This window comes from Olegusella massiliensis, assembly GCF_900078545.1.
In the GTDB taxonomy this organism is placed as follows: Bacteria; Actinomycetota; Coriobacteriia; order Coriobacteriales; family Atopobiaceae; genus Olegusella; species Olegusella massiliensis.
The window spans coordinates 1,599,154-1,623,409 of sequence record NZ_FLLS01000002.1; the positions used below are offsets into that span (position 1 = coordinate 1,599,154).

Consider the following 24,256-nt stretch of genomic DNA (forward strand, 5'->3'; position numbering starts at 1 on the left):
CGTGCAGCAGATTAGTTCCATTACCCAAATTCCCGGTATCTATGTGGGTCATGCCACGCTTGCTGAGGCAGGGACAGGATGTACGGTTATCGTGTGTCCTGCAGGTGCTACGGGCGGTGTTGATGTACGTGGGGGAGCTCCTGCTACACGGGAGACTGATTTGTTGCGCCCTGAAGAGACGGTTCAGACTTTGGATGCTGTGGTGCTCTCTGGCGGCTCTGCATATGGTCTTGCGGCAAGTTGTGGGGCCGCAGAAGAGCTTGAGCGCCGTAGAATCGGTGTCAATGTTGGAGTAGGTGTTGTACCCATAGTGAGTTCTGCTTGCCTCTTTGATCTAGGTTGTGGGCGCTCTGATGTGCGTCCTGGTGTTGCAGAAGGTGCCGCCGCTATTCGTGCGGCTTTTGAGCATGCAGAAGAACCCCTTGAACGAGGCAATGTGGGTGCAGGAACGGGATGTACGATTGGTAAAGTAGCCGGCCCTGCTCGTAGTATGAAGTCTGGACTTGGTGAAGCGGTAGAGCAGGCAGGCGAGCTCATTTGTGGAGCAGTTTCGGCCGTTAATGCTGCAGGAGATATTTGGGACCCTGATACTCATAAGCCAATTGCTGGCGTGCTTAACGAGGATGGGACAGGTCTTGCTTCGACTGCAGAGCTGGTACTTCAGCTGCAGCGTGAGTCCGATTTTGCGCGCGTACATGGTGTTCCGCGCACTAATACCACCATTAGCTGCGTTGTCACAAATGCACGTCTTAGTAAGGCTGAGGCCACGAAAGTGGCACAGATGGCAGCCGACGGCTATGCACATGCTATCAAGCCTACACACACCACCAATGACGGCGACACTATCTTTGTTATGGCGACCGGTGAGGTAGAAGCTCCTGTTGATGTAGTAGGTATACTTTCTGCGCAGGCCATCGCGCATGCCATTGTTGATGGTGTGCGTAGTGCTCAGAGTGCCTATGGAGTTATCTCCTCAGCTGAGCTACGGCAATGTGCTACAGCTCAGAGATAAGCATTACGAAAAACGGATAATTTGCTGGCTAGTGTCTACTGTTGCAGGCACACCAAAAGGAATGATGCATCGAGGCGTTGCGTGGCCGACATTAATATTGGTGACAATTGGCAGTGACGGATTATCAATGACCTCTACCAAAAGCTGCTTATAATCTTCGACATACATTTCATCCATTGGTTTGCCAATGAGTATGCCAGATACAACGTCAAAAATTCCTGTCTGTTTTAGCGTTTTGAGCATTTTGCGGTACTTCTTGGGCGTGGGCTGTTCTTCGCTCGTTTCAAGGAGAAGGATTTTATTTTTCCAGTCCTCTAATGTGGGGAAAAGTCCGTATTTTTGACACAGTTCAACGGAGTCTTTATGGCGGTCGTTATTAAAAATATCATAGAGGGAATCAATGCATCCCCCCAGGATTTCGCCTCTGAACCGACCATTTCCTTGGAGCAGCTCAAAACCTTGGTTATGGAAAGACGGCATGTGAGTGCCAACGGCATTTTCAGAGAAATCAGATCGACTCTGGTACCAGCGTGCACTGGGAAAAATTTCGTGGATGGTACCACATCTCAGCAGTTCTTCAAAATAATATTTGGTGTAGGGAAGCATCAGTGGACCAAGTTCGCAGATATCTGGCAGAAATGCTTGTCCGTAAAATGTCTTCATTCCGATTTTATGCAGCATCAAATGGTTCATTGTTGTGTCTGAAAAGCCAAGAAAAACTTTATCAGAGATAGCGGATCTCAATTCGTCATGTTCAAAGAGATAGGGAAGCAGACGATAGGTATCGTCACCGCCAATTGCACATAAAATCATATCCGTTTTTGGATCCTGCAATGCTTCTAGTAAATCCTGTGCTCTATATTCGGGATGAGCTTTTAGTACTTCTATGCCATCACAGGCATGAGCTGAGAACTTCACCTGCAGGCCATATTGGCTTAATCGTTCCAGTCCTCTCTTCAATTCATGCTTTACAAACGATTCTCCAAGTACCCCGCTCGAAAGGCTTACGATTGTTACGGTTTTTATCATGCTCTATCTCTTTTCAGCAATTGGACAATTCCAGTCAGAAACTAAGCGTGAGACTACCGTTTATCTAAAACTCAACCGATGGCAGATTACTGTTTGAGTATGCATTGACACAATTAATTAAGAATAGATATCATATTTTTAATAGATAGGCATATGACATATCGTATAGCTATCTATTATTCATATAGTTGCAGCTCAAGGAGGTATTTATTATGGCAGATAAGGGATTTACCGATAAGGTCAAAGGAAAAGTAAAAGAAGTTGCTGGCGACATTACAGGTGATAACGCAGAAAAAGCGTCAGGTCTTGTTGATCAGGTTGTAGGTAAAGCAAAAGAAGTAGCATCAAACGCTAAAGATGTCGCCGAAGAAGTTGTGGAAAAAGCAAAAGACAAAATAGATGAAGCTAAGTAAAAACAAGAATCAATTGTAATTGTATGATGACGATCCTCCTATGTTAAGACAAGAACATAGGAGGATTTTTTGTAAGAGAGACTGGAAAATAAAAAGATACGACACCACTATCTGCGCATTTAAACTTTTTAGTCTGTGAGAAGGTTGGCCTCATGTTCCCATGCCAACCCTATGATATTTGTCATCTGCTCCCCTCATATTGACTAGTCTTAGTCCGTTGAATGCCATTTATAAAAAAGAGAAACTACCCTAGTTTCTGATGAGAGCAAGAATGTTTTTCCTTATGTGTTCTCCGCCGCACGATACCGTAAGATTTTTTGAAATGCCATATTGAGTGGTACCAAAAATCTCTTAATGAAATGGGAGAGGAGAATATATGAAATCAATCAAATTAGCCCATTCGCCAATTACCTATTTTGTCAGTGGAAGAGGGCATGCGGAATGGATACTTTTTATTCACGCTGCTTTTGTCAACCATGCTATGTTTAGAACACAGTTTGAATATTTTCAAAACAAATACAATATTCTTGCCATAGATATTATTGGTCATGGACAGTCAACAGATGCCCAAAACCGCGACAGCATAGATAAGATGTCAGAATGGATATTTGACATCTTAAAGGAAGAAAAGATTACAAAAATACATATTTGTGGTGTTTCGTTGGGGGCAGTATTGGCGCAGGATTTTGCTAATCATTACCCAAACGCAGTAAGTTCATTGGCCTGCTTTGGAGGTTATGACATCAATAATTTTGATCCGAAAATGCAAAAGGAAAATGGCGCAAAACAGATGATGATGATGGTAAAAGCTCTTTTTTCGATCAAATGCTTTGCCAATGCAAATAAGAAAATTTCTGCCTACACTTCAGAGGCGCAAAATGAGTTTTACGCTATGAATATTCTTTTTCCCAGAAAGTCATTTAAATTTTTAGCAAGCCTTAAAAGCATGATAAATAAGTCTAAGACGGGAAAACGAAATTATCCTTTGTTAATTGGATGCGGAAGCTTTGATATGCCAATGGAATTAGAGGCAGTAAAACTCTGGAAAATACGGGAGCCGAATTGCCAAGTAGTTATTTTTGAAAATGCGGGACACTGTGTCAACATGGATGTGCCAAGAGAGTTTAACGAGACTCTGGATGATTTTTGGACAAATGCAGAATAAAAAAACTGTTTAAGACTTAATCGTAGAAAATAGTCAATTGTTGTTCCTTACTTGGGCACTTCATTTTGCCAATTCCTCATAGGCTTCGGCATTTCGTTTAATGAGGTAATCCGAAATTGAACGAATTTCGTCATCCGAGGGATGATTGATGTCTTCCACCTTTCGATAGAACTATTCTTTTAATACTGAAAACAAAACATCTTATTCTAGGCCGTCGTTTTTTCACCCTCTCTATTCCAATGTAAGAATTAGTGCCATTTTAAATTGCTTCGTCGCTTTTACGGAGTGCAGAGCAGCTTTCGCAAAGTGGAAATTTTCACCTGCCTTGAGCGAATAATCTTTTCCCTCATATCCAATCACAGCCTCGCCGTCCAAGGCAAAAATCAGCGCTTCACCAGGAGCGGCGTGCTCCGAAAGCCCTGTACCTTCATCAAAGGCCATAAGGATAAACTTCATCTTGTCATTGTGTACCACATCCATATTGACGATCTTTCCTTCCGCATAGGGAATAAGATCTTCTAATTTGAAAACTTTGCCTGCTTTGATTACTTCGTTCATATGATCTTCCTTTCTTACCAATACTTCCGTATAGACCGCCCCTTCCTCTGTTCTCATCCCCATAGGGGTATCCACCAAGGTCAAAAGACTGTCTCCGGATTCCAGTTTTTGCAAAAAACCGTCATTCCCGTAAACCACCATACTGCCATCTGCAACAAGAAGCATTTTATAGGTTGGAAAAATTTCTGCGCTAATATCTGTGTTTTTCGCCAGCGAGAAATATGTGATAGAGTTTTTTCCGCCATACACTTCTTTTGAGATTGTGCATTTTGGAACTGAGGCGTTATCCTTTCCTATAGAAAAAACCTCTCCTATCTTTTCCTTCATCTGATTACTTCCTCTACAATTTTTTTATTGATTGATGGCGGCTAAATACGCTGCTCCTTTTTTTGAGTCTCGCTTTCATTATATTATAATAAGAACAACAAATATGTTGCTTTGACAACATAATGGAGGGTTTTATGAATACTTTTTTTCTGGTCACTACGCAACTTTTTCGTGGCATTAATGAACGTGAAATCGCCGAGTTGCTCTCCTGTCTAAAGGCATATGAGCACAAATTTCAAAAAGGAGAAATCATCTTCCGAGCAGGATCGCCTGTCAACGAGATTGGGCTTGTGGAATCTGGCAGCGTCAATATAGTAGTTAATTTCTATTGGGGAAATAGCAATATTTTTGGCCATGTTGAAACGGGACAGGTCTTTGCGGAAAATTATGCTGCTATTCCCGGAAGAGAACTCATCTGTGATGTTGTTGCCTGCGAAGAAACCCAAGTGCTCTTTTTAAATATGCAGAAGATGCTAACCACTTGCCAACATGCATGTACCTACCATACCCGCCTTATTAAGAATATGCTCCAGATTTCCGCGCAGAAAAATCTGAATTTATCGGCTCGTATGATGCACACAGCTTCCCATTCTCTGCGAGAAAGGCTACTATCGTATTTATCCAAGCAAGCACTGGAAAATGGAACCTTACACTTTACCATCCCATTTAATCGCCAACAACTTGCTGACTACCTCGCTGTCAACCGCAGTTCTATGTCGAAAGAGCTTTCTAAAATGCAGGATGACGGATTAATTACTTATCATAAAAATCAATTTACACTGAAGGTGCCTCGATCTTATGAATGAATTACATTGCAAGCGAATCTATGAGCCGGCCAAAGATACAGACGGTTTTCGTATTCTTGTGGACAGACTATGGCCACGGGGCATCAAAAGAGAACATGCTCAAATTGATTTATGGGTTAAGGAAATCGCTCCATCAAACGAGCTTCGGAAATGGTTTTCTCATGATCCGGCAAAATATGATGTGTTTGAAAAAAGATATAGACAGGAATTGGCAAGCAATCCAGCGTCAAAGAAATTTAACAATCTGTGCCTACAGAAGATAAAAGATCAAAACATAACCCTGCTTTATGCCGCAAAAAACGAGCAATACAATCACGCCGTTGTAATAAAACAATGGTTAAAAGAACAAATCCAGGGTTGAAAAAACAGGAGAAGCAACCCAAACAAATCGACAATCTCGTGGAAACTCTCTAACCCAGTTATTTTCACGGGATACGTCATTTACTGCAAAAAAAGTTCCCCACTGAATAATCTCAGCAGGGAACCTTTTGTTTTCAAACTGAGCTTATGCCCTATCTCCAAGAAAATGTTTCTTGGCAAATTCCATATCCTGCACAAGCTCAACCGTGCCTATATACTTGCCGGTCTTGTCCCTCACTGCCATGTATTGGACGAGCATGGTTCGTCCGCCCTTCTCCATCCAAACCGAAACTTCGTTGCGACGGTTATTCCTGAAATCATCAATGATCTGTCGTACCATCGGCTCAATCTTCGGCGGATGACAGGAAAATACCTCGCGGTCAATTGCCATAACGGGACGCTTGAATACCTTTGGTCCTTCATTGAAAAAGCGATTAATGTTGTCTGCATCGACAAAGGTAAGCTCTATCGGGATCGTGTTCAGAAGTGCAGTAAGCTGTTCTATTGTCAGGTGTCCGCCTGGCATGACAATCTCGCCCTCTGCAGGGACCGGCTCAATAATTCCTGCATTTTCAGCTTCTTCCCATGTCTCATTTTGTATACCGAAGCAAACCGCATAATCCTTGGAGTCCCGATAAATGCCGTACCATTCTTCTTCCGTAAAATGAGCTGCACAAATGGGAAACAAAATGTTCTGTTCTTTATAAATCATCTCCTCTGCGCGAGCCAGCACAGCGTCAAGTCTGACATTCCATTCTTCATCATGTTCTACTTCTCCCGCAAGTAAGCCAAGCTCGTCACGGATTTCATCGTCCACCGTCCACATCACATCTGACGGACCAGATATGCCGTACTTTACCTTGAGCAGAGGATAAAGCAGATCGCCCTTTTTTGCATAGTGGATTGAAAGCTCACGAATTGAGGGAAGGAGAGATTCCTCACGCTTCTCCTTAAATTCTGCAAGGAATTTGGAAAGCGCATCGTTTTCCTTCGTCAGTGTGTACAAAGGATGCCCAATCCTTGCTCCCATCGTGGTAGCAAGCACTTTTTTATCGGTGTTGTCCTTTTGAGCAGGGGCACTCTTGTCGCGTTCCTCCTGCACCTTCTGCCTTAATATTGAGGCTTCAACTTCTTTTTCAGCATTGGCCAATCGCTCCACCGCCGTTGTACCGTGGAAAAGCGCCGAATGGACGTCGCAAAGACGCTGAACCTCGGAAAGTGGCGTGCCCTCCGCCAGTAATTCCTGCTCCGCCTGCATAATCTCTGAAGCATCGACTTCACTGAATTCACGGATGAAGTCTGCTCTTACATCTTCCAGTTCTTCCCCTTCGCCCAGTCTATTCAAATAGGCTTTGAGGTGTTCCGTTCTGCTCTTGGGAGGATTGCCTGTTGCCGGTTCTTTCATTTCAGCCTGTACTGTGAAGGTCGTGTCCGGCCTTTCACCGGCAAGCTCAAAGCCATGTTCCATCAAGGTCGTCACAATATCCATCATAGGAATATTCTTCATCTTGGCGCCTTTTGGAATCGTCATAATCTTGCCAATCGAATGCAGCATAGGCTTCTTCGTGATTTCGGTAAAACCAAGATCTGCCATAATATCAATCAGTTCTGGATATTCCTGCGTCAGCATAAAAACACTTTTATTCAAATCAAGTTTCTTTGCCATGGCGACAGACTCCTTTGCTTTTTTCGTTTTATAGTATCTTTTTCTCAAGTTAATTTATGTTGCTATGACAACATACTTATGCAAATTGCAAGATGGAGGCGGGGGAGAAGGTGAAAGGCTAAAGCCGCTTGGGCAATCTATCCGACAGAATATTCTTTTTTCATCAAAATGGAATTTGTTATCGCTTCAGTGACTTTACATAGTCTTTTTGTTGCGGTGTAATGCGCTTACTTTCACGGGCTTTTTGTATTGCTTTATTGTGAGTCCATGCATCCAAGCGATGATCTTCGAGGTATTTTATGGTTGCATCCCATTGCTTTGCCAAAGCGGTTGCAAAGAACCATGCAATCATCATCTGGACATAATACTCTTCACTCTGTACAGAAACGGGTATTTCCAGATACTCAGGCTTAAAGTCATGATCAAGAAAATGAGACATTAACATCTCAATGCCAAAGCGGCACGTATAGGTCTTTTCCGATGTGGACCATTCTTTGATTTTTTCTAAAAGTGATGTTTTATTCTTCTTGAAAATATTAGGGGACATGATGTCACAAACAGCCCAATTATCTACGTAGGGCAGAAACGTATCGACTGCAACAATGCATGCGTCATAGTCTTTCATTTCAGAAAGAAGGAGACCGTGGAGGATATTTTCATCATAGTATGTATGCGGCAGGTCTCTCAGGAATTCAGATACTTCTGTTTTCTTGGCAAGCCTTTTGGCAAGCTTTCTGGCCTCTGGAACTCTGACCCCTATAAACAGCTTCCTTGGAATATTGGGCGTTAGGTTTGCCTGAAAATCTGCGTATGAGATATCTTGCAATGCAAATAATTCTTCTTTGATAGTCACTTTCTTACACTCTCTAATCAATCCTAATTTGCTGCTCTCACAGCTCTTCTGGACGTACAAGAACCCGATATCTATCTTGGCAACCCAACTCTCAGACCTCTGCGCCCTTAGATAAGTTCCCACAAAGCGTTTTATCTGCCGATGCCACTGCAGAAAAAGAAAGACAAAAAACGGTATAGTCGCATTTCACGACTATACCGTTTTTGTTGGGATTACAAACTCCCTAAGTTACACTGCCTAGCCTATAGATTGTTATTTTTCTTAAGTCCCAGTGCTAGTGCCAAGAGAGCAGATCCGGTTAGTGCCATAACACCTAGATAGAATGAAGTACTTGTTGTATCGCCAGTTTTTGGCAGAACGCTTACACGAGAAGTTACCTTCTTATGTCCTGTATTTTTATTTACAGAACCTGGCTTTACTGTTCCTGGCTTCTTTTGATCTTTCGGGTTGACCGGTTCTGCCTTAAAGGTCCAAGAACCTGTAATGCTTGCGTTCTTGTCACCCATGGTGCCGTTATTCGGATCGGTCCAACCGCTGAAGGTCCACGTACCCTTCTTACCGTCCTTCTTGCCCTCTACCTTGTCGCCGGCCTTGTAGGTGGTATCTACGGTGTATTTGTCACCAGCATAGTAGCTACCGTTGTCCTTCGGGAGCTCTTTTCCTGCCGGTGCGTCCTTACCCCAGTCGTAGCTCACCTTGTGCTTTGGTGCTTCGGCAAAGGTCCAAGAACCTGTAATGCTTGCGTTCTTGTCACCCATGGTGCCGTTATTCGGATCGGTCCAACCGCTGAAGGTCCACGTACCCTTCTTACCGTCCTTCTTGCCCTCTACCTTGTCGCCGGCCTTGTAGGTGGTATCTACGGTGTATTTGTCACCAGCATAGTAGCTACCGTTGTCCTTCGGGAGCTCTTTTCCTGCCGGTGCGTCCTTACCCCAGTCGTAGCTCACCTTGTGCTTTGGTGCTTCGGCAAAGGTCCAAGAACCTGTAATGCTTGCGTTCTTGTCACCCATGGTGCCGTTATTCGGATCGGTCCAACCGCTGAAGGTCCACGTACCCTTCTTACCGTCCTTCTTGCCCTTTGCCGTGTCACCCTTCTTGTAGGTGGTATCTACGGTGTAGTGATCGCCCTTGTGGTAGCTGCCTGTATCTTTTGGAACAGCCTTTCCCTCCGGTGCCTCTCCATCCCAGCTATAGGTCACTGTATATGTAGGGAGTTCATACACAACGGCTATTTCATGGTTTTTATCGAGGTTTGTAAAGGTATAGCTATTTGGGTACTTAGATATATCCACTTGCTCGTTATCAACGGTTACGCTCTTTAGCTTGTAACCATCCTTTGGTGCATAGTTTATGGTCTTGTTGTCTCCCTTATATGCATCGCAGCTCGGATCAATGGTTCCGTTTGTTACGGATGTAGTGATTTTTAGTTTGACCCGGCTCTCCTTCCAAATTGCTTTGACTTGCGTATCTTTGTCAACCGTAATCTCAGTGCCTGGCGCTAGTTTTTTGCCATTCACTTCCCAGGTGTCAAATTCCTGATTTTCAGGGGCAGTGAAAGCATTGCTCAAAATCTTGTACTTTGAGCCCTTGTTGAGCTTCTTGCCATCCATTTTGCCAGTGCCGCCGTTGCCATCGTAGCTAACAGTGGCAGTTTCGAGCTGCTTGCTTGCTTTATCTGAATCAAGCTTATCGGTGTCACCCTCAAGGCCACCGTTGTCCTTAGCGGTTGCCGTGATGGTTCCCCCAACTTTGACGTCTTCGACACTCAGCGTTATCACACCGGTGTCCTCGTCAACGCCAGTTCCGCTCCATTTATTGGTTTGCAAATCTCGCGTTGCAGTGACGGTTTTCTCCGCTCCAGAAGTATCCTTATAGGTAATAGTGTAAGACAGCAAGTCAGTATCATCACCAGGCTCTTTATAAGCCGGTGGAGTAATGGTAACTTTGCCGGTATCCGTATCTACCTTAATCGCAGGAGATTTAGGTGCGATATTTTTCAGCAGATCTTCGGGTGCGATTGTTATTTTTGGTTTAGCTCCATCATTTAATTTATATGAACCATCCTCATTTGTTTCTGGAACAAATTTATAATCATTGTTCGGGTCCCAAGTACCTGCTACATCATTACCACTAAATATTTTGACATTGCCGCTGTCATCAATTTGTATAACTGCCGGAACTCCATCCCAGTCTCCGGTTCCGTTTGGTAATTTAGATTCTCCATTTACTATAAATGCGTTTCTTATAGCAGCATCAATTGCTTTTTTATCTTCAGGTGTTACTTTTCTAGGGTCTCTAACTTTTATTTTTTCTACTTTTACCGGTTGAACCGTTGTTGTAGAACAAGATACAAATTTATGGGGTTCTTTTACAGAAACGCCAACTATTTGGTCGAGCTCTAAACTTTCCCCTTCTCGTAAAGTATAGGAAAAAGTTCCATCGCTTTGTAAAGTTACCCCTATCGGGTCAGATGAGTCTTTGTCAACTGTACACTTTTTTTCATTACAATATTGATTTGCTTTATTTTTATTAACATTAATGACTAATTGTACTTTTATGCCGTCAAAAGGTCCCGGTCCTGCCAGTTTTCCCTTAACTACATTGTCTACAATTGTAATGCTGCCAATCTCAGGTGATCTTGAGGTTTCTGTAACTTGTTTTACAGTTAAACCCGGAGCTTGTATTTCTCCTGTTGTTGAGTTATCGGTGTAGGTTACTGTATAAGAAGCAGTTTTATTAGGATCTATTCCAGTGATTTTAAATTCAACAGACTTAATATCCTTAACGATAGTTGGATTTGCTTTTTTGAACAAATCTATAGCTTCAGCTTTTTCGTCAGCGTTAAGAACATTGGCAACGTATTCTTCTACCCAGATTTCGCCGGTGGGCATTGTAAGAGTAACTGTAGATGCCTTAGATGGTTGTGCAGTTGCAGTTACCTCCGGTGATTTGTCGTCATTTATTTGTTGGTAGACAGTAACCGTATCGCCTTTTGCAACTTTAATGCCACTAGGTAAGTTTACTGACCATTTTGTTCCAGTTGTAGGCGTAACAGAAAGATTGGCTTTTTCAGTGCCATCTTCGCCCTTTAATGTTACATGGACTGTTGCTATTACAGTTTTATTCTTTCCATTAACTTTAACTTTAGCTTTTGCTAGATTGGCTCCGGAAATCGTCGTGTCATCATATAATATCGGGTTAACGGTCGGTGCTTTTACCTTAATCTGCGTAACCGCCTCGTTAACAATCTCCGGTCCTATCTCTAGGCCGTCACCCTGTTCCTCGTTGGATTTGATGCTTGATGGTTCTTCCTTTACAGAAGGGACAACTTGCGTTTCAGATTGAGGTGTTTCTTGCAAATTTTCGGAATATGCCATTGGTGCCCATGACATAAACATAAGCATCAAGGACATCAATACAAGCGGAACTCTGATAACATTCTTGTGTTTTTTTGTTTTCATAATTACCTTTCCCAACTACGGTATAGCGTTGGATTTCTCCTTTCTCCGATGTTTCCTATCAATTTGATTAATCTCATCTTTGAGTATTTTTACATCTTTCATTACAAATGAATAAATCATGCAACTCTAATGTTTGATAAGTATACACTCGTCATATCTCAATCGTGGACTCAATTTATTGATTTCAATAGGCTTAGAGGTCATTTCACATCTCCCCTTGACATCAAGACAACGCACTCCACATGGTACGTCTGGGGGAAGAGGTCAACAGGGGTGATGCGTAGTGGCCGATAGTTACCTATTGCGCAAAAACGTGCGAGATCACGTGCAAGTGTTGCGGGATCACAGCTTACATATGCAATGCGACGGACGCGCTGTTCTGAGAGTTGCGTGACTACATTTTCTGCAAGCCCAGCACGTGGTGGATCAACAACAATCAAATTTGCATCGCTATCAGGAAACTCTCGACCAGCATCTCCGCCGATAACATCAACGTTTTGTAGCTGTGCATTATCGAGATTACGGCGGAGGTCACGAACGGCAGGGCCAGATGCTTCTACCGCAGAGACAAACTCACAGCGCTTTGCAAGAGGTAGTGTAAAGGTGCCTGCGCCGCAGTACAGATCCATTGCCTCTTCGTCTGGCTGAGGGTCAAGTCCTGCAAGTACCAGTTCAATTAAACGTTCTGCTCCTAAGGTATTAACCTGAAAAAAGGAGGGAGCAGAAAGAGCCATGCGCTGCCCGGCAATACGCTCGGTCCAATACCCCTTACCAGAAAGCACTTCTACACCAGTGATGCGGCGTGCTTTTTTTAACCCTTTGGTGAGTATGCGTACCATAGAGTTTGCATGCGTGGCATCACCGAGGACTTTTGCAGCTTGAGCACGGGGAAAAGCGCCTGGTTTTCCCCAGAGTGCAATTTCAATATCTTTAGTATGTAGTGCTACACGAATACCAACTCGTTCGAGACCAAGTTCATTGGTGCCACCGAGATAACCCAAAGCACCTGATACTGCTTTGACAAGTTTTGCATGCTTGTCTTGTAAAAGTGGGCACGAATCGACCTTGATGACGGACCCATCCTTTGCATGCATGCCTACCACAAGGCGACCTTTTTGCCAGCTTACGGCAAGTTCCACTTTGTTGCGATATCCCCAGTCGGCAGAAGGGCGCTCGCAGTCTGCAACTAGGGACTCAGCTTTTGCTGTCTCAAAGTGTCCGATGCGAACGAGTGCATCCACAACAGATGAGCGCTTTGCTTCAAGTTGCGCCTCTTTTGAAAGAACCCCCCAGGGGCAACCACCACATATAGTTGCATAAGGGCAGGGAGGAGCGACGCGTTTTTTAGAAGACTCGACAATATGCGTAACTCTGCCTTTTGAAAAGTTGGAGCCGTCTTGTATGACTTCAACCTCGGCCGTGTCACCAGGAACAGCCCCAGAGACGAAAATAGTCTTTCCTTCTGGAGTGTGAGCGATTGCGTCAGCTCCATAGGCCATACGCTCTATTTGTAGTGTGAGCACTAGCTCTGTCATCTCCTCAAGCCAAATAAGGTGGCAATACCTTCACCAATCAAGTGGAATGCTTGACTTATGCGACTGCGTGAAATCTCAGCGTTCTTGGCGCTTATTTCATTTTCAGCCGTTTGGCTACTCATATTGGAAGCGTCGGTGGCATCCTGCGCTTTGGGTTCAGTTGTAGCGGAAGAAATACGAGCAGCCTCTTCTACAGAAGGACCTCTGCCATGGGAGTTCTGAATGCGGTGACGTTTTGCAGTGGCCTGGGCATCAGCTGCTTTCCGGGCGCGTTCGCTGGCAAGCGCGCATAGTTTTTCCTGAGAGTTAACGAGTAGTTCGCCTTCGGCGAGTTCAATCTTTTGCCAGCTGCCATCAGAGGTGAGCTGACGAGCCTTGGTGTTATCAGCAAGCTGGAGATCCATGTATTCTTTGACCATTTGACGACAACGTGGGTCAAGCACGGGATAGGCAATCTCAACGCGACGTTCGGTGTTACGTGTCATCATGTCGGCAGAGGAGAGATAGATGGTATCCATCTCGAATCCAAAGGCGTAGACACGGGCATGTTCAAGGAAGCGCCCCACAATCTGGCGTACTACCAATCCGTCGGTTTTGCCTGGGACATTGGCTTTAATACAGCAAATACCACGAACGATAAGTGTTACTTGAACACCAGCTTCGCAGGCTTCCGAGATCTTATCAATGACATCGCGGTCAGTGAGCGAGTTCATCTTCATAAGAACAGCGGCTTCATGACTACTTTTTGCACGATGAATCTCACGATCAAGGCCACTCATCACTAAAGGCTTGAGACGGGTAGGTGCCACGCCAAGATAGCGGTAACTACCATGCAGATTACCTAACGAGAGGTTGCGGAAAAATACATTGCCATCCTCGCCAATGCCTTCATGTGCGGTAAGTAGCATAAAGTCTGAGTACAGACCCGCTGTCTTCTCATTGAAATTGCCAGTACCTAGGCAGGTAATTCGCTTTATTTCACCTTGATGGTGATAGATAATCTGGCAAATCTTAGAGTGCACCTTAAACCCTTCTTGGCCATAAATGACGGTGCAGCCTGCGTCTTCAAGGCGTTCTGCCCAAGCAATATTGTTTGCCTCATCAAAGCGTGCACGCAGCTCCATTAATACGGTGACATCTTTGCTATTTTCGGATGCTGCAATCAAAGATTCGCACAGCTTAGAGAGTTTTGCTACGCGATAAAGCGTAATTTTAATCTGAATACAGTCATCATCTGATGACGCTTCATGGATAAGTTGTAGCAGCGGATCCATCGACTCATAGGGATAAAAAAGGAGGATATCGTTAGCTTCAACTTGTGGACGAATGGGTTTTGACATATCAACCATTGAAGAAGGTTGAGGCGAGAAGGGATTATACAGCAGCGTGGCTCGCGAATCTGCAGGTAAGTGTGAATCGAGCGAAAATATATAGCCCAAATCGAGGGGTATAGTAACGCGGAAGACACGCTTGCGGGGCAGTTCTGTCTCGCTGAGGATAAATTTCTCCAAATCTTTGGGAAGTTGTCCTTGGATCTGTAAGCGCACTGGCTGCAAACGCTGGCGTAGCTTGAGTACGCGTTTCATATGCTGACGATAGTCTTCTTCCTCGCCAACGCCTTCGCCATCCGGATCAATATCTGCATTGCGTGTGAGACGGATGACCGCAGAATCAGTTGGTAAGTAATTGCCAAAGAGTCCATCGAGGCGCGTACGAATTACATCTTCGATGAGGGTGTAACGCCATACTTCTTGTGTGCTGGGTAGGGAAATCACACGGGGGAGTGACGAGGGTACTTCAATAATGCCCAGCATGCCCGACTCATCAGGTCCATTGAGTGAACAAGTCACATAAAGTTGCATATTGCGCAGATTGGGGAATGGATGGCGAGGATCGACAATTTGCGGCGAGATGATAGGTGCAATATGCGTGTCAAAATATTTGGAGACAACGGCCTTGTCAGCATCGCTCATAGTTTCACAGCTTGCACGCGCAAGACCGCGATGAGAAAGTTGCGACTCAATAATCTCCAGTGCTTTTTCTTGCTTTTCAATGTAGCTGGGAAGTACGTTAAAGATGGCTCGAAGCTGCTCGGCTGGAGTTTGATCGGATTTGTTATCTGTAGGCTGATGTTTGAGGAGATTCAAATCGGAAAGACCACCGATACGGATCATAAACCACTCATCAAGGTTTGAGTCAAAGATAGATACGAATTTCAGCCGTTCGAAGAGAGGGACGGTTTCATCTAACGCTTCGTCAAGGACACGGTCATCAAAGCGCAGCCAACTAATCTCGCGGTTTTGCGTATACGAAAAATCAAGTTTTGGTGATTGGTTTTTTTCGTTTTGAGAAGAATTCTTTGGAGAGCCAGTTTCCTTTAAAGCTTTTGTTGACTTCTCAGGATTTTTGTCGTGAGTGGTTGTATCTTTATCTGCCATAGATGATCCCCCATTTCTTAGGTGCTCAACAAGCTTCATTTTATCAGCTGGAAGAGTTCGCTGGTTGTGTTTAAGCAATATAAAATGTTGCGAGATGCAATTTTTGTCAGTGAAGCATCTAAGCGGAGCACTTTAAAATTTGTTGGAATTTTGGTTAAAAATTTGCTTTAGAAAAATTTTTTTAGAGATGTTTATATGCTAAATTCATTCTCTAAAATAAGAATAAAAATCAATGTTTAGCAAATAAACTGTATATTACATGAATGTTACAACATTCTCTCTCAAATTCTAGAAGTCAAGCCAAACAAAAAAATATAAACGAAATAATCAAGAAATAATGATGACTTTATGCAGGTAATCAGGGAAGAATTGTGAATATAACCATCTAAATTTGTTACGAACAACCGCTCAACGAAAAAATAATACCGTTCCCCCGTGAACAAATTTATGGCTATCGAAATTAAAAACTATTGGATATAGTTAGGAATTGTAATACAGAGGCTTGTGGCTTTAGATAAAAAACCGCGATGCCGATGTGAGGTTTCTATTCAAGTTGTGCCAGAAGACTGGCACAAAGGAGTGGGAGGAAATCATGCCTAAGGGACTTAATGTCCACAGCGAGATTGGTGCCCTCAAAAAGGTACTGCTCCACCGTCCTGGCGAAGAACTGCTCAACCTGCCGCCCGACGAGCTCGGTCGTCTGCTTTTTGACGACGTGCCCTTCCTTGAGGTAGCCCAGGAGGAGCATGATCGCTTTGCAGAGATTCTGCGTGAGCAGGGCGCTGAGGTTTTGTACCTCGAGAAGCTCGTTGCTGAGGCTCTTGATGCAGCAGGCACTCGTGAGGAGTTCACCAACCAGTGGCTCGACGAGTCTGGCCTTCGTGGCACGCACACCCGTGCAGTTGTCAAGGAGTTCATGGATTCCATTGAGGATACCCAGACCTTCGTAGAGAAGACCATCGCTGGTATTCGTAAGAACGAGCTTGAGCTTCCGACTCGTTCCAGCAATCTGCTTTCTGACCTTGTTGGCGCAGATCAGGATAGCGAGTCTGATCTCTTGATTGATCCTATGCCCAACACCTACTTCACTCGTGACCCCTTTGCAATTGTTGGTCACGGCGTTAATCTCAACCACATGTTCTCTGTCACTCGTAATCGCGAGACTTTGTATGGCAAGTACATCTTCCGTGATCACCCTGAGTACAAAGAATCTCCTTTGTGGTATCGTCGCGATTCTGCTTACCACACCGAGGGTGGCGATGTTCTCAACATCAACGCTCACACCTTGGCAATCGGTATCTCTCAGCGTACACAGGCTGCCGCCATTGATGCTTTGGCACAGCACATGTTCTGGGATAAGGCAGACCAGTGCGAGATTGACACCATCTACGCCTTCAATATCCCTGTGTCTCGTGCCTTCATGCACCTTGATACCGTCTTTACCCAGATTGATGTTGACAAGTTCACCATTCACCCAGGCATTATGGGCACCCTGCAGGTCTTCAAGCTCACCAAGGGCGCTTCTGAGGGCGAAATTGCTATCGAGGAAATGAACGACACCCTTGAGCACGTCCTGGCAAAGGCCATGGGTCTGGATACCGTCCAGCTCATCAAGTGTGGCGGCGGCGATCCTGTCGCAGCAGCTCGCGAGCAGTGGAACGATGGTTCCAACACCCTCGCAGTTGCACCTGGCAAGATTTGCGTTTACCAGCGCAACACCGTTACCAACGATGTTCTGTACAAGGAAGGTCTCGACCTTCTCGTTGTGCCTTCCGCAGAGCTTTCCCGCGGTCGTGGCGGCCCCCGTTGCATGTCCATGCCTTTCTGGCGCGAGGACCTCGCGTAGGCGGCGCTTAAACAGTAGTACCCAAAGGGCAGGTTTTACCTGCCCTTTGGCTTGTAAGTCAGATATAAAAATTTTTTACGAAAGGAATGAATTATGGCCATCTCTTTGTCCGGTCGCAATTTCCTTAAGCTGCTTGACTATACCCCTGCTGAGATCAACTACCTTCTTGATCTGGCTGCTCAGTTTAAGAACATGAAGCGCGCTGGTATCCCTCACCGTTACCTTGAGGGTAAGAATGTCGTTCTTATTTTCCAAAAGACCTCTACACGCACCCGTTGCGCATTTGAGGTTGGCGCTTATGACCTTGGCATGGGTGTTACTTATTTGGATCCCAATAGCTCTCAGATGGGCCACAAAGAGTCCACTGAGGACACTGCCCGTGTTCTTGGCCGCATGTTTGATGGTATTGAGTACCGCGGCTTTGCTCAAGAGCAGGTTGAGGAGATTGCAGAGAAGTCTGGCGTTCCTACCTGGAATGGTCTGACCGATAAGTTCCATCCCACCCAGATGCTCGCTGACATCCTTACCATGAAGGAAGAGTTTGGTGATCTCCGCGGCAAGAAACTCACCTTCTTTGGTGATGCTCGCAACAATGTTGCTAACTCTCTGATGGTTGTTTGCGCCAAGCTTGGCATCAACTTCTGCGCTTGCGGTCCTGAGGCACGCATGCCAGATGCTGAGCTTGTTGCTACCTGCCGCGAGATTGCTGCTGAGAACGGCTGCGAGATTGTTCTGACCGAGGATCCCCACGAGGGCGCCAAGAACTGCGACTGCCTCTACACCGACATTTGGGTTTCCATGGGTGAGTCCTATGACCTGTTTGGTGAGCGCATCAAGCTTCTGAAGCCTTACCGTGTTACCAAGGAGCTCATGGCTGAGGCTAACCCCAACGCTATCTTTGAGCACTGCCTTCCTTCCTTCCATGACACCAATACCACCCATGGCAAGGAGGTTGCCGAGGAGTTTGGTATCACCGAGATGGAGGTTACTGACGAGGTCTTCGAGGGCCGTCAGTCTCGTGTTTTTGACGAGGCAGAGAACCGCATGCATACCATCAAGGCTGTTATGTACGCAACTCTGAAGTAAGTTTTGATTTTTATAAAGCAAGGCACCTCCTTGGATTTTGAATCCAAGGAGGTTTTTTTGGGACTACTATAATATTTGTATATTGTCAAGTAACAATTTTTCTATCCTAATTTTTATATTCTCAAAATATTGCAAATTTTGGTTGAATAAAACATATGGATGGAAACTCTTTTATGTTTATTCTTCTAAAACATGCAGGTTATCCGTGCTTAAATTGGGTGAGAGTAGATAAAGTTATCCAAAGAAGATAATCGAATATTTTCACCGATAAATTGCTTACGCTCACCATTGTGATGGACTTGTGATATCTTATTTTCGCTAATATTACACATGTTCTGTTGTGTGATAGGCACAAGTTTTGTTGGAGCGCCTAAGGGCGCAAGGAAAGGAGTTGGAATGGCTGAGGTAACTAAGCCAAAGAAGAAGAGGGAGATGCTAACTTCGTTTAGTATCATTTTCATCCTCATGATTGTTGTTGTAGCCATCTCATGGCTGCTTAATGGCCAGGCTACTGGTGCTGTGACCGAAGATGGCGCAAAGGAGCTTGTCGCAGGTGCTTCTCTCGGCACGTTCACCATGGCAGCCGTTAATGGTTTTGGTGACGCAATGCCCGTCTGCCTCTTTGTTATGGTCCTGGGCGGTTTTCTTGGTATCGTCAACAAGACCAATGCTCTTAACGTTGGTATTACCAATCTTGTTAAGAAGATGCATGGCAAGGAGCTTGTCCTCATTCCTGTTTTGATGTTTATCTTTGCAATTCTGGGCTCAACCTATGGCTTCTGCGAAGAGACCGTCGGCTTTTACATCCTGCTTGCTGCAACCATGATGGCTGCAGGCTTTGACCCCATGACTGGCGTTATGATGATTCTTTTGGGTGCTGGTGTTGGTTGCCTCGGCTCCACGGTCAACCCCTTTGCAGTTGGTGCAGCTGTTGACGCTCTCAGTGGCGAAAGTGTTGGCATTGCAGTTGACCAAGGTATCACCATTGCGCTTGGCCTTATCCTCCTTGTTGCTACGTGGGCAGTTTCTTCTTTCATCGTTATGCAGTATGCCAAGAAGGTTCGCAAGGATCCCTCTGCAACCCTCATGTCCGAAACTGAGCTCGAGGCCGCCCGTGAGGCTTACGGCAACAACATCGCTGAGGTTGGCGATGCTCAGCTGACTGGCAAGCAGAAGGCAGTCCTTTGGGTCTTTGCACTCTCCTTCCTCATCATGATCCTCGGCTTTGTGCCCTGGGGCAGCTTTGGCGTTACCTTCTTTGACTCTTGGTCTGGCTTCCTGACTGATGTTCCTCTGGGTCAGTGGTACTTTGCTGAGTCCACCACATGGTTCCTTCTCATGGCCATCATCATTGGTGTTGTCTATGGCTTCTCTGAGCACGAGATTGTGGACACCTTTATGGTTGGTGCAGGCGAAATGATGTCCGTTGTCCTGATCATTGCCGTTGCCCGTGGCGTCACCATGATCATGAACGCAACCAACCTTTCCAACTATGTTTTGAACAATGCCTCCGCAGCACTGAATGGCACCTCTGGTCCTGTTTTGGCTGTCGGCAGCTACCTGCTTTACTTCCTACTTTCCTTCCTGATTCCTTCGACTTCTGGTATGGCTGGCGTTTCCATGCCTATCATGGGGCCCTTGGCTGTCAACCTTGGCTTCAACCCTGCAGTTATGATCATGGTCTTCTCTGCTGCCTCCGGTGTTGTCAACCTGATTACCCCGACCTCCGCAGCAATTATGGGTGGCCTTGCTCTTGCTCGTGTTGAGTATTCCACTTGGTTCAAGTTTGCCATCAAGCTTGTTGCTATCCTGTCTGTGGTCTGCGTGATTATTCTTGCTATCGCTATGACAGTGATCCCTGCATAAATTTTCACGTAGCAGCTGTTAGACAAGAAGGACTCCTGGTTTCAGGAGTCCTTCTCTTATGTCATAATTTAGAGCCTTGGCTTGTTTTCTTACTTTGAATGGACAAATCCTTATGTTTTTTCAATCCCAAAACCTAACCAAGCTTTCTTCGCGTGTTGCGTTGGCTACTAGTGCGATTTCTGTTATTGCTACGCTTGTTATCGTTATGCATCCTGATAGCTTTGCGGTGGTTTCAGCTAAGTCTGCAAGCATTGGTAACATTGTTTTGCTTGTTGCGTTAGTACAGCTTACTTTGGGTGTAGTGGGGGAGCTGCGATACCGCTCTCGAGCACGCACGGATTATCATCCATCTTTGGGAAGAGGCGTTGCATCTGCTGTTATTGCCTTTATTTGTCTCGCTTTTGATTATGTGCTGCTAAGTTCACTTTATTCAGCGGCTTTTGGTACCACGCTGAAACCTGTGGGCTCAGCTGAGCTATTTCATATCTTTGCTCTTATTGGATTTATTGATGCACTCTTTACCCTTTTGCTGGGAGCGCTTCATGCAATTGCAGCGATTCTTGCCTTACGTGAGGAAGCTGCGGAGTTTAACGAATAAAGACCATTTGGGTCAAAGTATTTGTCAAAGCATTACGTTTTGACTATCCAGCCGCTGGGATGTTTAGCCTATGATAGGGAGCGTTAACGAGATTAGAGGAGGCTTTGATGCCCAACGAGGGAAGTTATGAAGCAGCGCTGAGGCGTAGCAATGAAATTCAGGCAGATCTTGCCGATGGTAAAACCGAAGCCTATACCATGCTTACGGGAGACCGTCCTACAGGTCGTCTGCATATGGGTCATTATTTTGGCACTCTGATTGAGCGCGTACGCCTACAAAACATGGGCATTAAGTCCAATGTCATCATTGCGGACTATCAGGTTATCACCGATCGCGATACTACTGAGCATATCCAGGATAACGTCTACAACATGGTGATGGATTATCTTGCTTGTGGTATTGATCCTGCAAAGACCATGATTTTTACTCACTCAGCAGTCCCTGCGGCCAATCAGCTGATGCTGCCGTTTCTCTCCTTGGTTTCTGAGGCTGAGCTTGAACGTAACCCTACGGTTAAAGCCGAGCAGGAAGCCAGTGGACATGCATTGACAGGCTTGCTATTGACCTATCCCGTACATCAAGCCTGTGATATTTTGTTTTGCAAGGGCAATATCGTTCCTGTCGGCCGCGATCAGTTACCTCATATTGAGATAACAAGTAAAATCGCTCGTCGCTTTAATGACCGTTTTCACTGTAAGGTGTTTCCTGAGGTCGCGGGGCTCCTTACCTCTACGCCCTTGCTTCCTGGCCTAGATGGTCGCAAGATGAGCAAGTCTTATGGCAACGCTATCTCTTTGTGTATGACGGCAGAAGAAACCGCAAAGCTCATCAAGAAGTCCAAGACCGACTCCGATCGCAATATTACCTTTGATCCTGAGAATCGTCCTGGTGTCTCTGCGCTGCTTACTACAGCAGGTATTTGCACAGGTCGCGATCCCAAAGAAATTGCAGAAGAGATTGGTATGGGCGGTAGCGGTGCGCTTAAACGTTATGTTACCGAGGCAGTTAACGGCTATTTTGCTCCAATTCGTGAGAAGCGTCGTGAGTACGAGCAGGACCTTGATTACATCAAAGATGTACTACACGATGGTAACAGACGCGCCAACGAGCTTGCTCAGACCACGCTTTCTGAGGTGCAAGAGGCGATGGGTATGGTTTATTAAATTCAGCTTCTGTGGGTGCATTTTGTTTTTAGTGGCGGGGCGCACGCTTGACGGTACAAAAAAGTACGCTGACATCAAGATGTATTCGAAGGTTGAATCTATTCTTTCGTTTACGATGTGCACATCGACATTTTCAAAGGTTTTATGCGCATACTTAGGGGTATAAAAACCTGGCATGAGTTTATCTTCAATGTAGGGGGAAGCTTTTGCTATGATTTTTAAACTGACACTATAGCGCAGTAGAGGAGAAATGCATGGCAAGCTCTAATGGAGCAGACGCAAGTAAGACTGCACTTGAAGCAAGTTATCTGCGTGCATTACCGACTCCTGTTATCAGTAGCGTCACAGACAATGAAGGTGCGCTTGACTTATTAGCCAAACTTGATTTGTGGACTCGTGCGCAGGTCCTGTTGCTACCTGTAAGCGACCAAGGTGGCATCTCTATGACAACCCTTGCCAAGCGAGCTTTTGCTGCTGGCAAACGTGTGGGACTTTGCTTGAATTGCAATGGTGTTGCCGACTGTATTGAGATCTTTTCTGAAGCAGAACTTAGTGTTACAGAGCGAACGATTCCTAAGGCATCTAGCTGCAGCGCCGAAGGCGATACGTTGGGCTTCAGCTGCAGCGAGCTTGTTGAGTCGCTCTGCATTGTATCCGGATTGGTGTTTGATAGCCAAGGGTATCGCGTTGGTGAAGATGACGATAAACTCGATGAGTTTCTTGCTTTCTATCCTGGTCACAAGCTTGCTCTTGTCCGTTCGATGCAGATCTCAAGCAATCCTTTGCCACATGGAGACAAAGCAATCGCTGTTGATTATCTCATCACCGAAAATGCTGTCTGGCATTGTGGTTAGTTTCTTCTCCACAGCAGACTTACAACTTGATTTTGCTTCGCAGACGGTTTACGACGTACTCTTTTTTCCTAGTAGGTTCTTACGATGCGCCTTTACTACAGCTTGCATGCAGTGACATTCAGATGAGCGGCCATATCCCTAATTGCTTTGGCGTAACCCTTGACACCTAAGCCCACAATAGACTCAAAGCATGCGCCGCGCACGTAAGAAATCTGTCTAAATGATTCACGTTTGTCTACCTCAGATATATGCACCTCAATAGTGGGAATATCAACCGCACGCAGGGCATCAAGCAAAGCAATTGAAGTATGCGTGAGAGCTCCTGGATTGATGATGATACCGTCATAAGTCTGATAGGCATCTTGGATGCGGTCAACGATATCGCCCTCATGATTGGACTGAAAACACGAGCAGGTACTAAAGCCAGCTTCACTGGCTACCGCTTTGCAAAGTGTGAGTAGATCATCGTAGCTTCTGTGACCATAAATATCTGGTTCGCGAATGCCAAGCATATTGACATTAGGTCCGTTGATGATAAGAAGCCTGTAATCTTTAGTAGGAACACTCTCATTCTCATAATCATCAGCAATGCGGAGCTCGTTTGACTTTTCTGGCACAGCATCTGTTTCGTCTGTCTTATCATGCTCAAAAAGTTGGCTGAGACCTGCCAAATCATCAACATCAGAATGAGCATGACTCAAAAGATGGGCACCATCAGATAAATCGGCATTGTTGGCACGTGATTGTGCCTCGTAGGAGCGCTGACGAGAAGGGCTAATACGCACACGTAGATTGGATGCTAAAGGAGAGGTGCCCACTACGGCATCTGCATCATCAGGATTAAGGCCCGTGAGCTCAACAAAAGAGTTATACACGTCGCGAACAAGACGCGGTCCAAAAACCACCTCAAGGCCATCGAAACCTCGTGAAACTAAGCCAAGCACTCCTGTGATGGATTCAAGTTCCTCATCATTAACTTCTTCAGGATTGATGATACGGAGCCTTAGTCGCGTCATGCACAAAGAGTTGGAGAGGACATTTTCTTTACCGCCCACATTCAAAAGTACTGATTTTGCGATTGACGAAGGCGAAGCTTCGACTGCCATAAGATCCTATCCTCCCTGAAGTTGCGAGACTTCAGTATAGGAAAAATTCTGCCCTACATATAGCTTTTCTTAAGTTCAAACGGTGAGTGGCAGCTTGTTTAGGTAAAAAAATTA

The 24,256-nt window shown here is 45.2% G+C and carries 19 protein-coding genes; 11 read left to right on the top strand and 8 right to left on the bottom strand.

What is annotated here, in order from left to right; genetic code table 11:
* Position 1 precedes the first annotated feature (1 nt).
* A complete protein-coding gene (locus BN4314_RS07260; protein ID WP_068540564.1) occupies positions 2-1,012 on the top strand; it encodes a P1 family peptidase in 1,011 nt (336 codons plus the stop codon).
* Positions 1,013-1,015: 3 nt separating this feature from the next.
* Here the strand turns inward: BN4314_RS07260 and BN4314_RS07265 are convergent, their stop codons facing one another.
* The gene (locus BN4314_RS07265) at positions 1,016-2,041 is read right to left on the bottom strand and encodes a S66 family peptidase (RefSeq protein WP_068540566.1); all 1,026 of its coding nucleotides are present in this window, start codon (positions 2,039-2,041) and stop codon (positions 1,016-1,018) included.
* A gap of 212 nt (positions 2,042-2,253) precedes the next feature.
* Here BN4314_RS07265 and BN4314_RS07270 point away from each other — a divergent pair, with 212 nt between their 5' ends.
* Positions 2,254-2,454: a CsbD family protein gene (locus BN4314_RS07270; protein WP_021735403.1), complete on the top strand. Its 201-nt coding sequence runs from the start codon at positions 2,254-2,256 to the stop codon at positions 2,452-2,454.
* 376 nt (positions 2,455-2,830) lie between these two features.
* The gene (locus tag BN4314_RS07275) at positions 2,831-3,619 is read left to right on the top strand and encodes an alpha/beta fold hydrolase (protein ID WP_068540568.1); all 789 of its coding nucleotides are present in this window, start codon (positions 2,831-2,833) and stop codon (positions 3,617-3,619) included.
* 231 nt (positions 3,620-3,850) lie between these two features.
* On the opposite strand, the gene BN4314_RS07280 is transcribed toward BN4314_RS07275, so the two are convergent.
* Positions 3,851-4,504 carry a cupin domain-containing protein gene (locus BN4314_RS07280; protein WP_068540570.1) on the bottom strand — a complete coding sequence of 218 codons (654 nt, stop codon included), beginning with the start codon at positions 4,502-4,504 and terminating at the stop codon, positions 3,851-3,853.
* Between the two features lie 134 nt (positions 4,505-4,638).
* On the opposite strand from BN4314_RS07280, the gene BN4314_RS07285 reads away from it, so the two are divergent.
* Entirely contained in the window at positions 4,639-5,310 is a 672-nt protein-coding gene (locus BN4314_RS07285) for a Crp/Fnr family transcriptional regulator (RefSeq protein ID WP_021735453.1), read from the top strand.
* Positions 5,303-5,671, top strand: coding sequence for a DUF488 domain-containing protein (locus BN4314_RS07290; RefSeq protein ID WP_068540571.1), 369 nt, complete (start codon positions 5,303-5,305; stop codon positions 5,669-5,671). The genes BN4314_RS07285 and BN4314_RS07290 overlap by 8 nt, the downstream gene beginning before the upstream one ends.
* A 144-nt stretch (positions 5,672-5,815) precedes the next feature.
* Here the strand turns inward: BN4314_RS07290 and BN4314_RS07295 are convergent, their stop codons facing one another.
* From BN4314_RS07295 to ppk1, 5 genes are all read right to left on the bottom strand, one after another.
* Entirely contained in the window at positions 5,816-7,336 is a 1,521-nt protein-coding gene (locus BN4314_RS07295) for a DUF438 domain-containing protein (RefSeq protein WP_068540573.1), read from the bottom strand.
* A gap of 178 nt (positions 7,337-7,514) precedes the next feature.
* Positions 7,515-8,189: a DNA alkylation repair protein gene (locus tag BN4314_RS07300; protein ID WP_068540920.1), complete on the bottom strand. Its 675-nt coding sequence runs from the start codon at positions 8,187-8,189 to the stop codon at positions 7,515-7,517.
* 242 nt (positions 8,190-8,431) lie between these two features.
* Positions 8,432-11,650, bottom strand: coding sequence for an SHIRT domain-containing protein (locus BN4314_RS07305; protein WP_148424882.1), 3,219 nt, complete (start codon positions 11,648-11,650; stop codon positions 8,432-8,434).
* Positions 11,651-11,850: 200 nt separating this feature from the next.
* A complete protein-coding gene (gene rlmD / locus BN4314_RS07310; RefSeq protein ID WP_068540577.1) occupies positions 11,851-13,185 on the bottom strand; it encodes a 23S rRNA (uracil(1939)-C(5))-methyltransferase RlmD in 1,335 nt (444 codons plus the stop codon).
* On the bottom strand, positions 13,182-15,623 hold the full coding sequence (gene ppk1, locus BN4314_RS07315; RefSeq protein ID WP_068540579.1) for a polyphosphate kinase 1: 2,442 nt from the start codon (positions 15,621-15,623) through the stop codon (positions 13,182-13,184). Before ppk1 ends, rlmD begins: the two co-directional genes overlap by 4 nt.
* A gap of 592 nt (positions 15,624-16,215) precedes the next feature.
* On the opposite strand from ppk1, the gene arcA reads away from it, so the two are divergent.
* From arcA to BN4314_RS07345, 6 genes are all read left to right on the top strand, one after another.
* Positions 16,216-17,469 (top strand): arginine deiminase, encoded by a 1,254-nt coding sequence (gene arcA, locus BN4314_RS07320; RefSeq protein WP_068540581.1) that lies wholly within the window; start codon positions 16,216-16,218, stop codon positions 17,467-17,469.
* A gap of 93 nt (positions 17,470-17,562) precedes the next feature.
* Complete coding sequence (gene argF, locus BN4314_RS07325) at positions 17,563-18,555, top strand: ornithine carbamoyltransferase (protein ID WP_021735486.1); 993 nt, start codon at positions 17,563-17,565, stop codon at positions 18,553-18,555.
* A gap of 396 nt (positions 18,556-18,951) precedes the next feature.
* Positions 18,952-20,421 (top strand): YfcC family protein, encoded by a 1,470-nt coding sequence (locus tag BN4314_RS07330; protein WP_068540584.1) that lies wholly within the window; start codon positions 18,952-18,954, stop codon positions 20,419-20,421.
* 112 nt (positions 20,422-20,533) lie between these two features.
* On the top strand, positions 20,534-21,019 hold the full coding sequence (locus BN4314_RS07335) for a hypothetical protein (protein ID WP_068540586.1): 486 nt from the start codon (positions 20,534-20,536) through the stop codon (positions 21,017-21,019).
* A gap of 107 nt (positions 21,020-21,126) precedes the next feature.
* Positions 21,127-22,182, top strand: a complete 1,056-nt coding sequence (trpS, locus tag BN4314_RS07340; protein ID WP_068540588.1) for a tryptophan--tRNA ligase — start codon at positions 21,127-21,129, stop codon at positions 22,180-22,182.
* Between the two features lie 254 nt (positions 22,183-22,436).
* Positions 22,437-23,036: a 5-formyltetrahydrofolate cyclo-ligase family protein gene (locus tag BN4314_RS07345; RefSeq protein WP_068540590.1), complete on the top strand. Its 600-nt coding sequence runs from the start codon at positions 22,437-22,439 to the stop codon at positions 23,034-23,036.
* 95 nt (positions 23,037-23,131) lie between these two features.
* Here the strand turns inward: BN4314_RS07345 and aroQ are convergent, their stop codons facing one another.
* A complete protein-coding gene (gene aroQ, locus BN4314_RS08035) occupies positions 23,132-24,142 on the bottom strand; it encodes a type II 3-dehydroquinate dehydratase (RefSeq protein WP_082911225.1) in 1,011 nt (336 codons plus the stop codon).
* Positions 24,143-24,256: the final 114 nt, after the last annotated feature.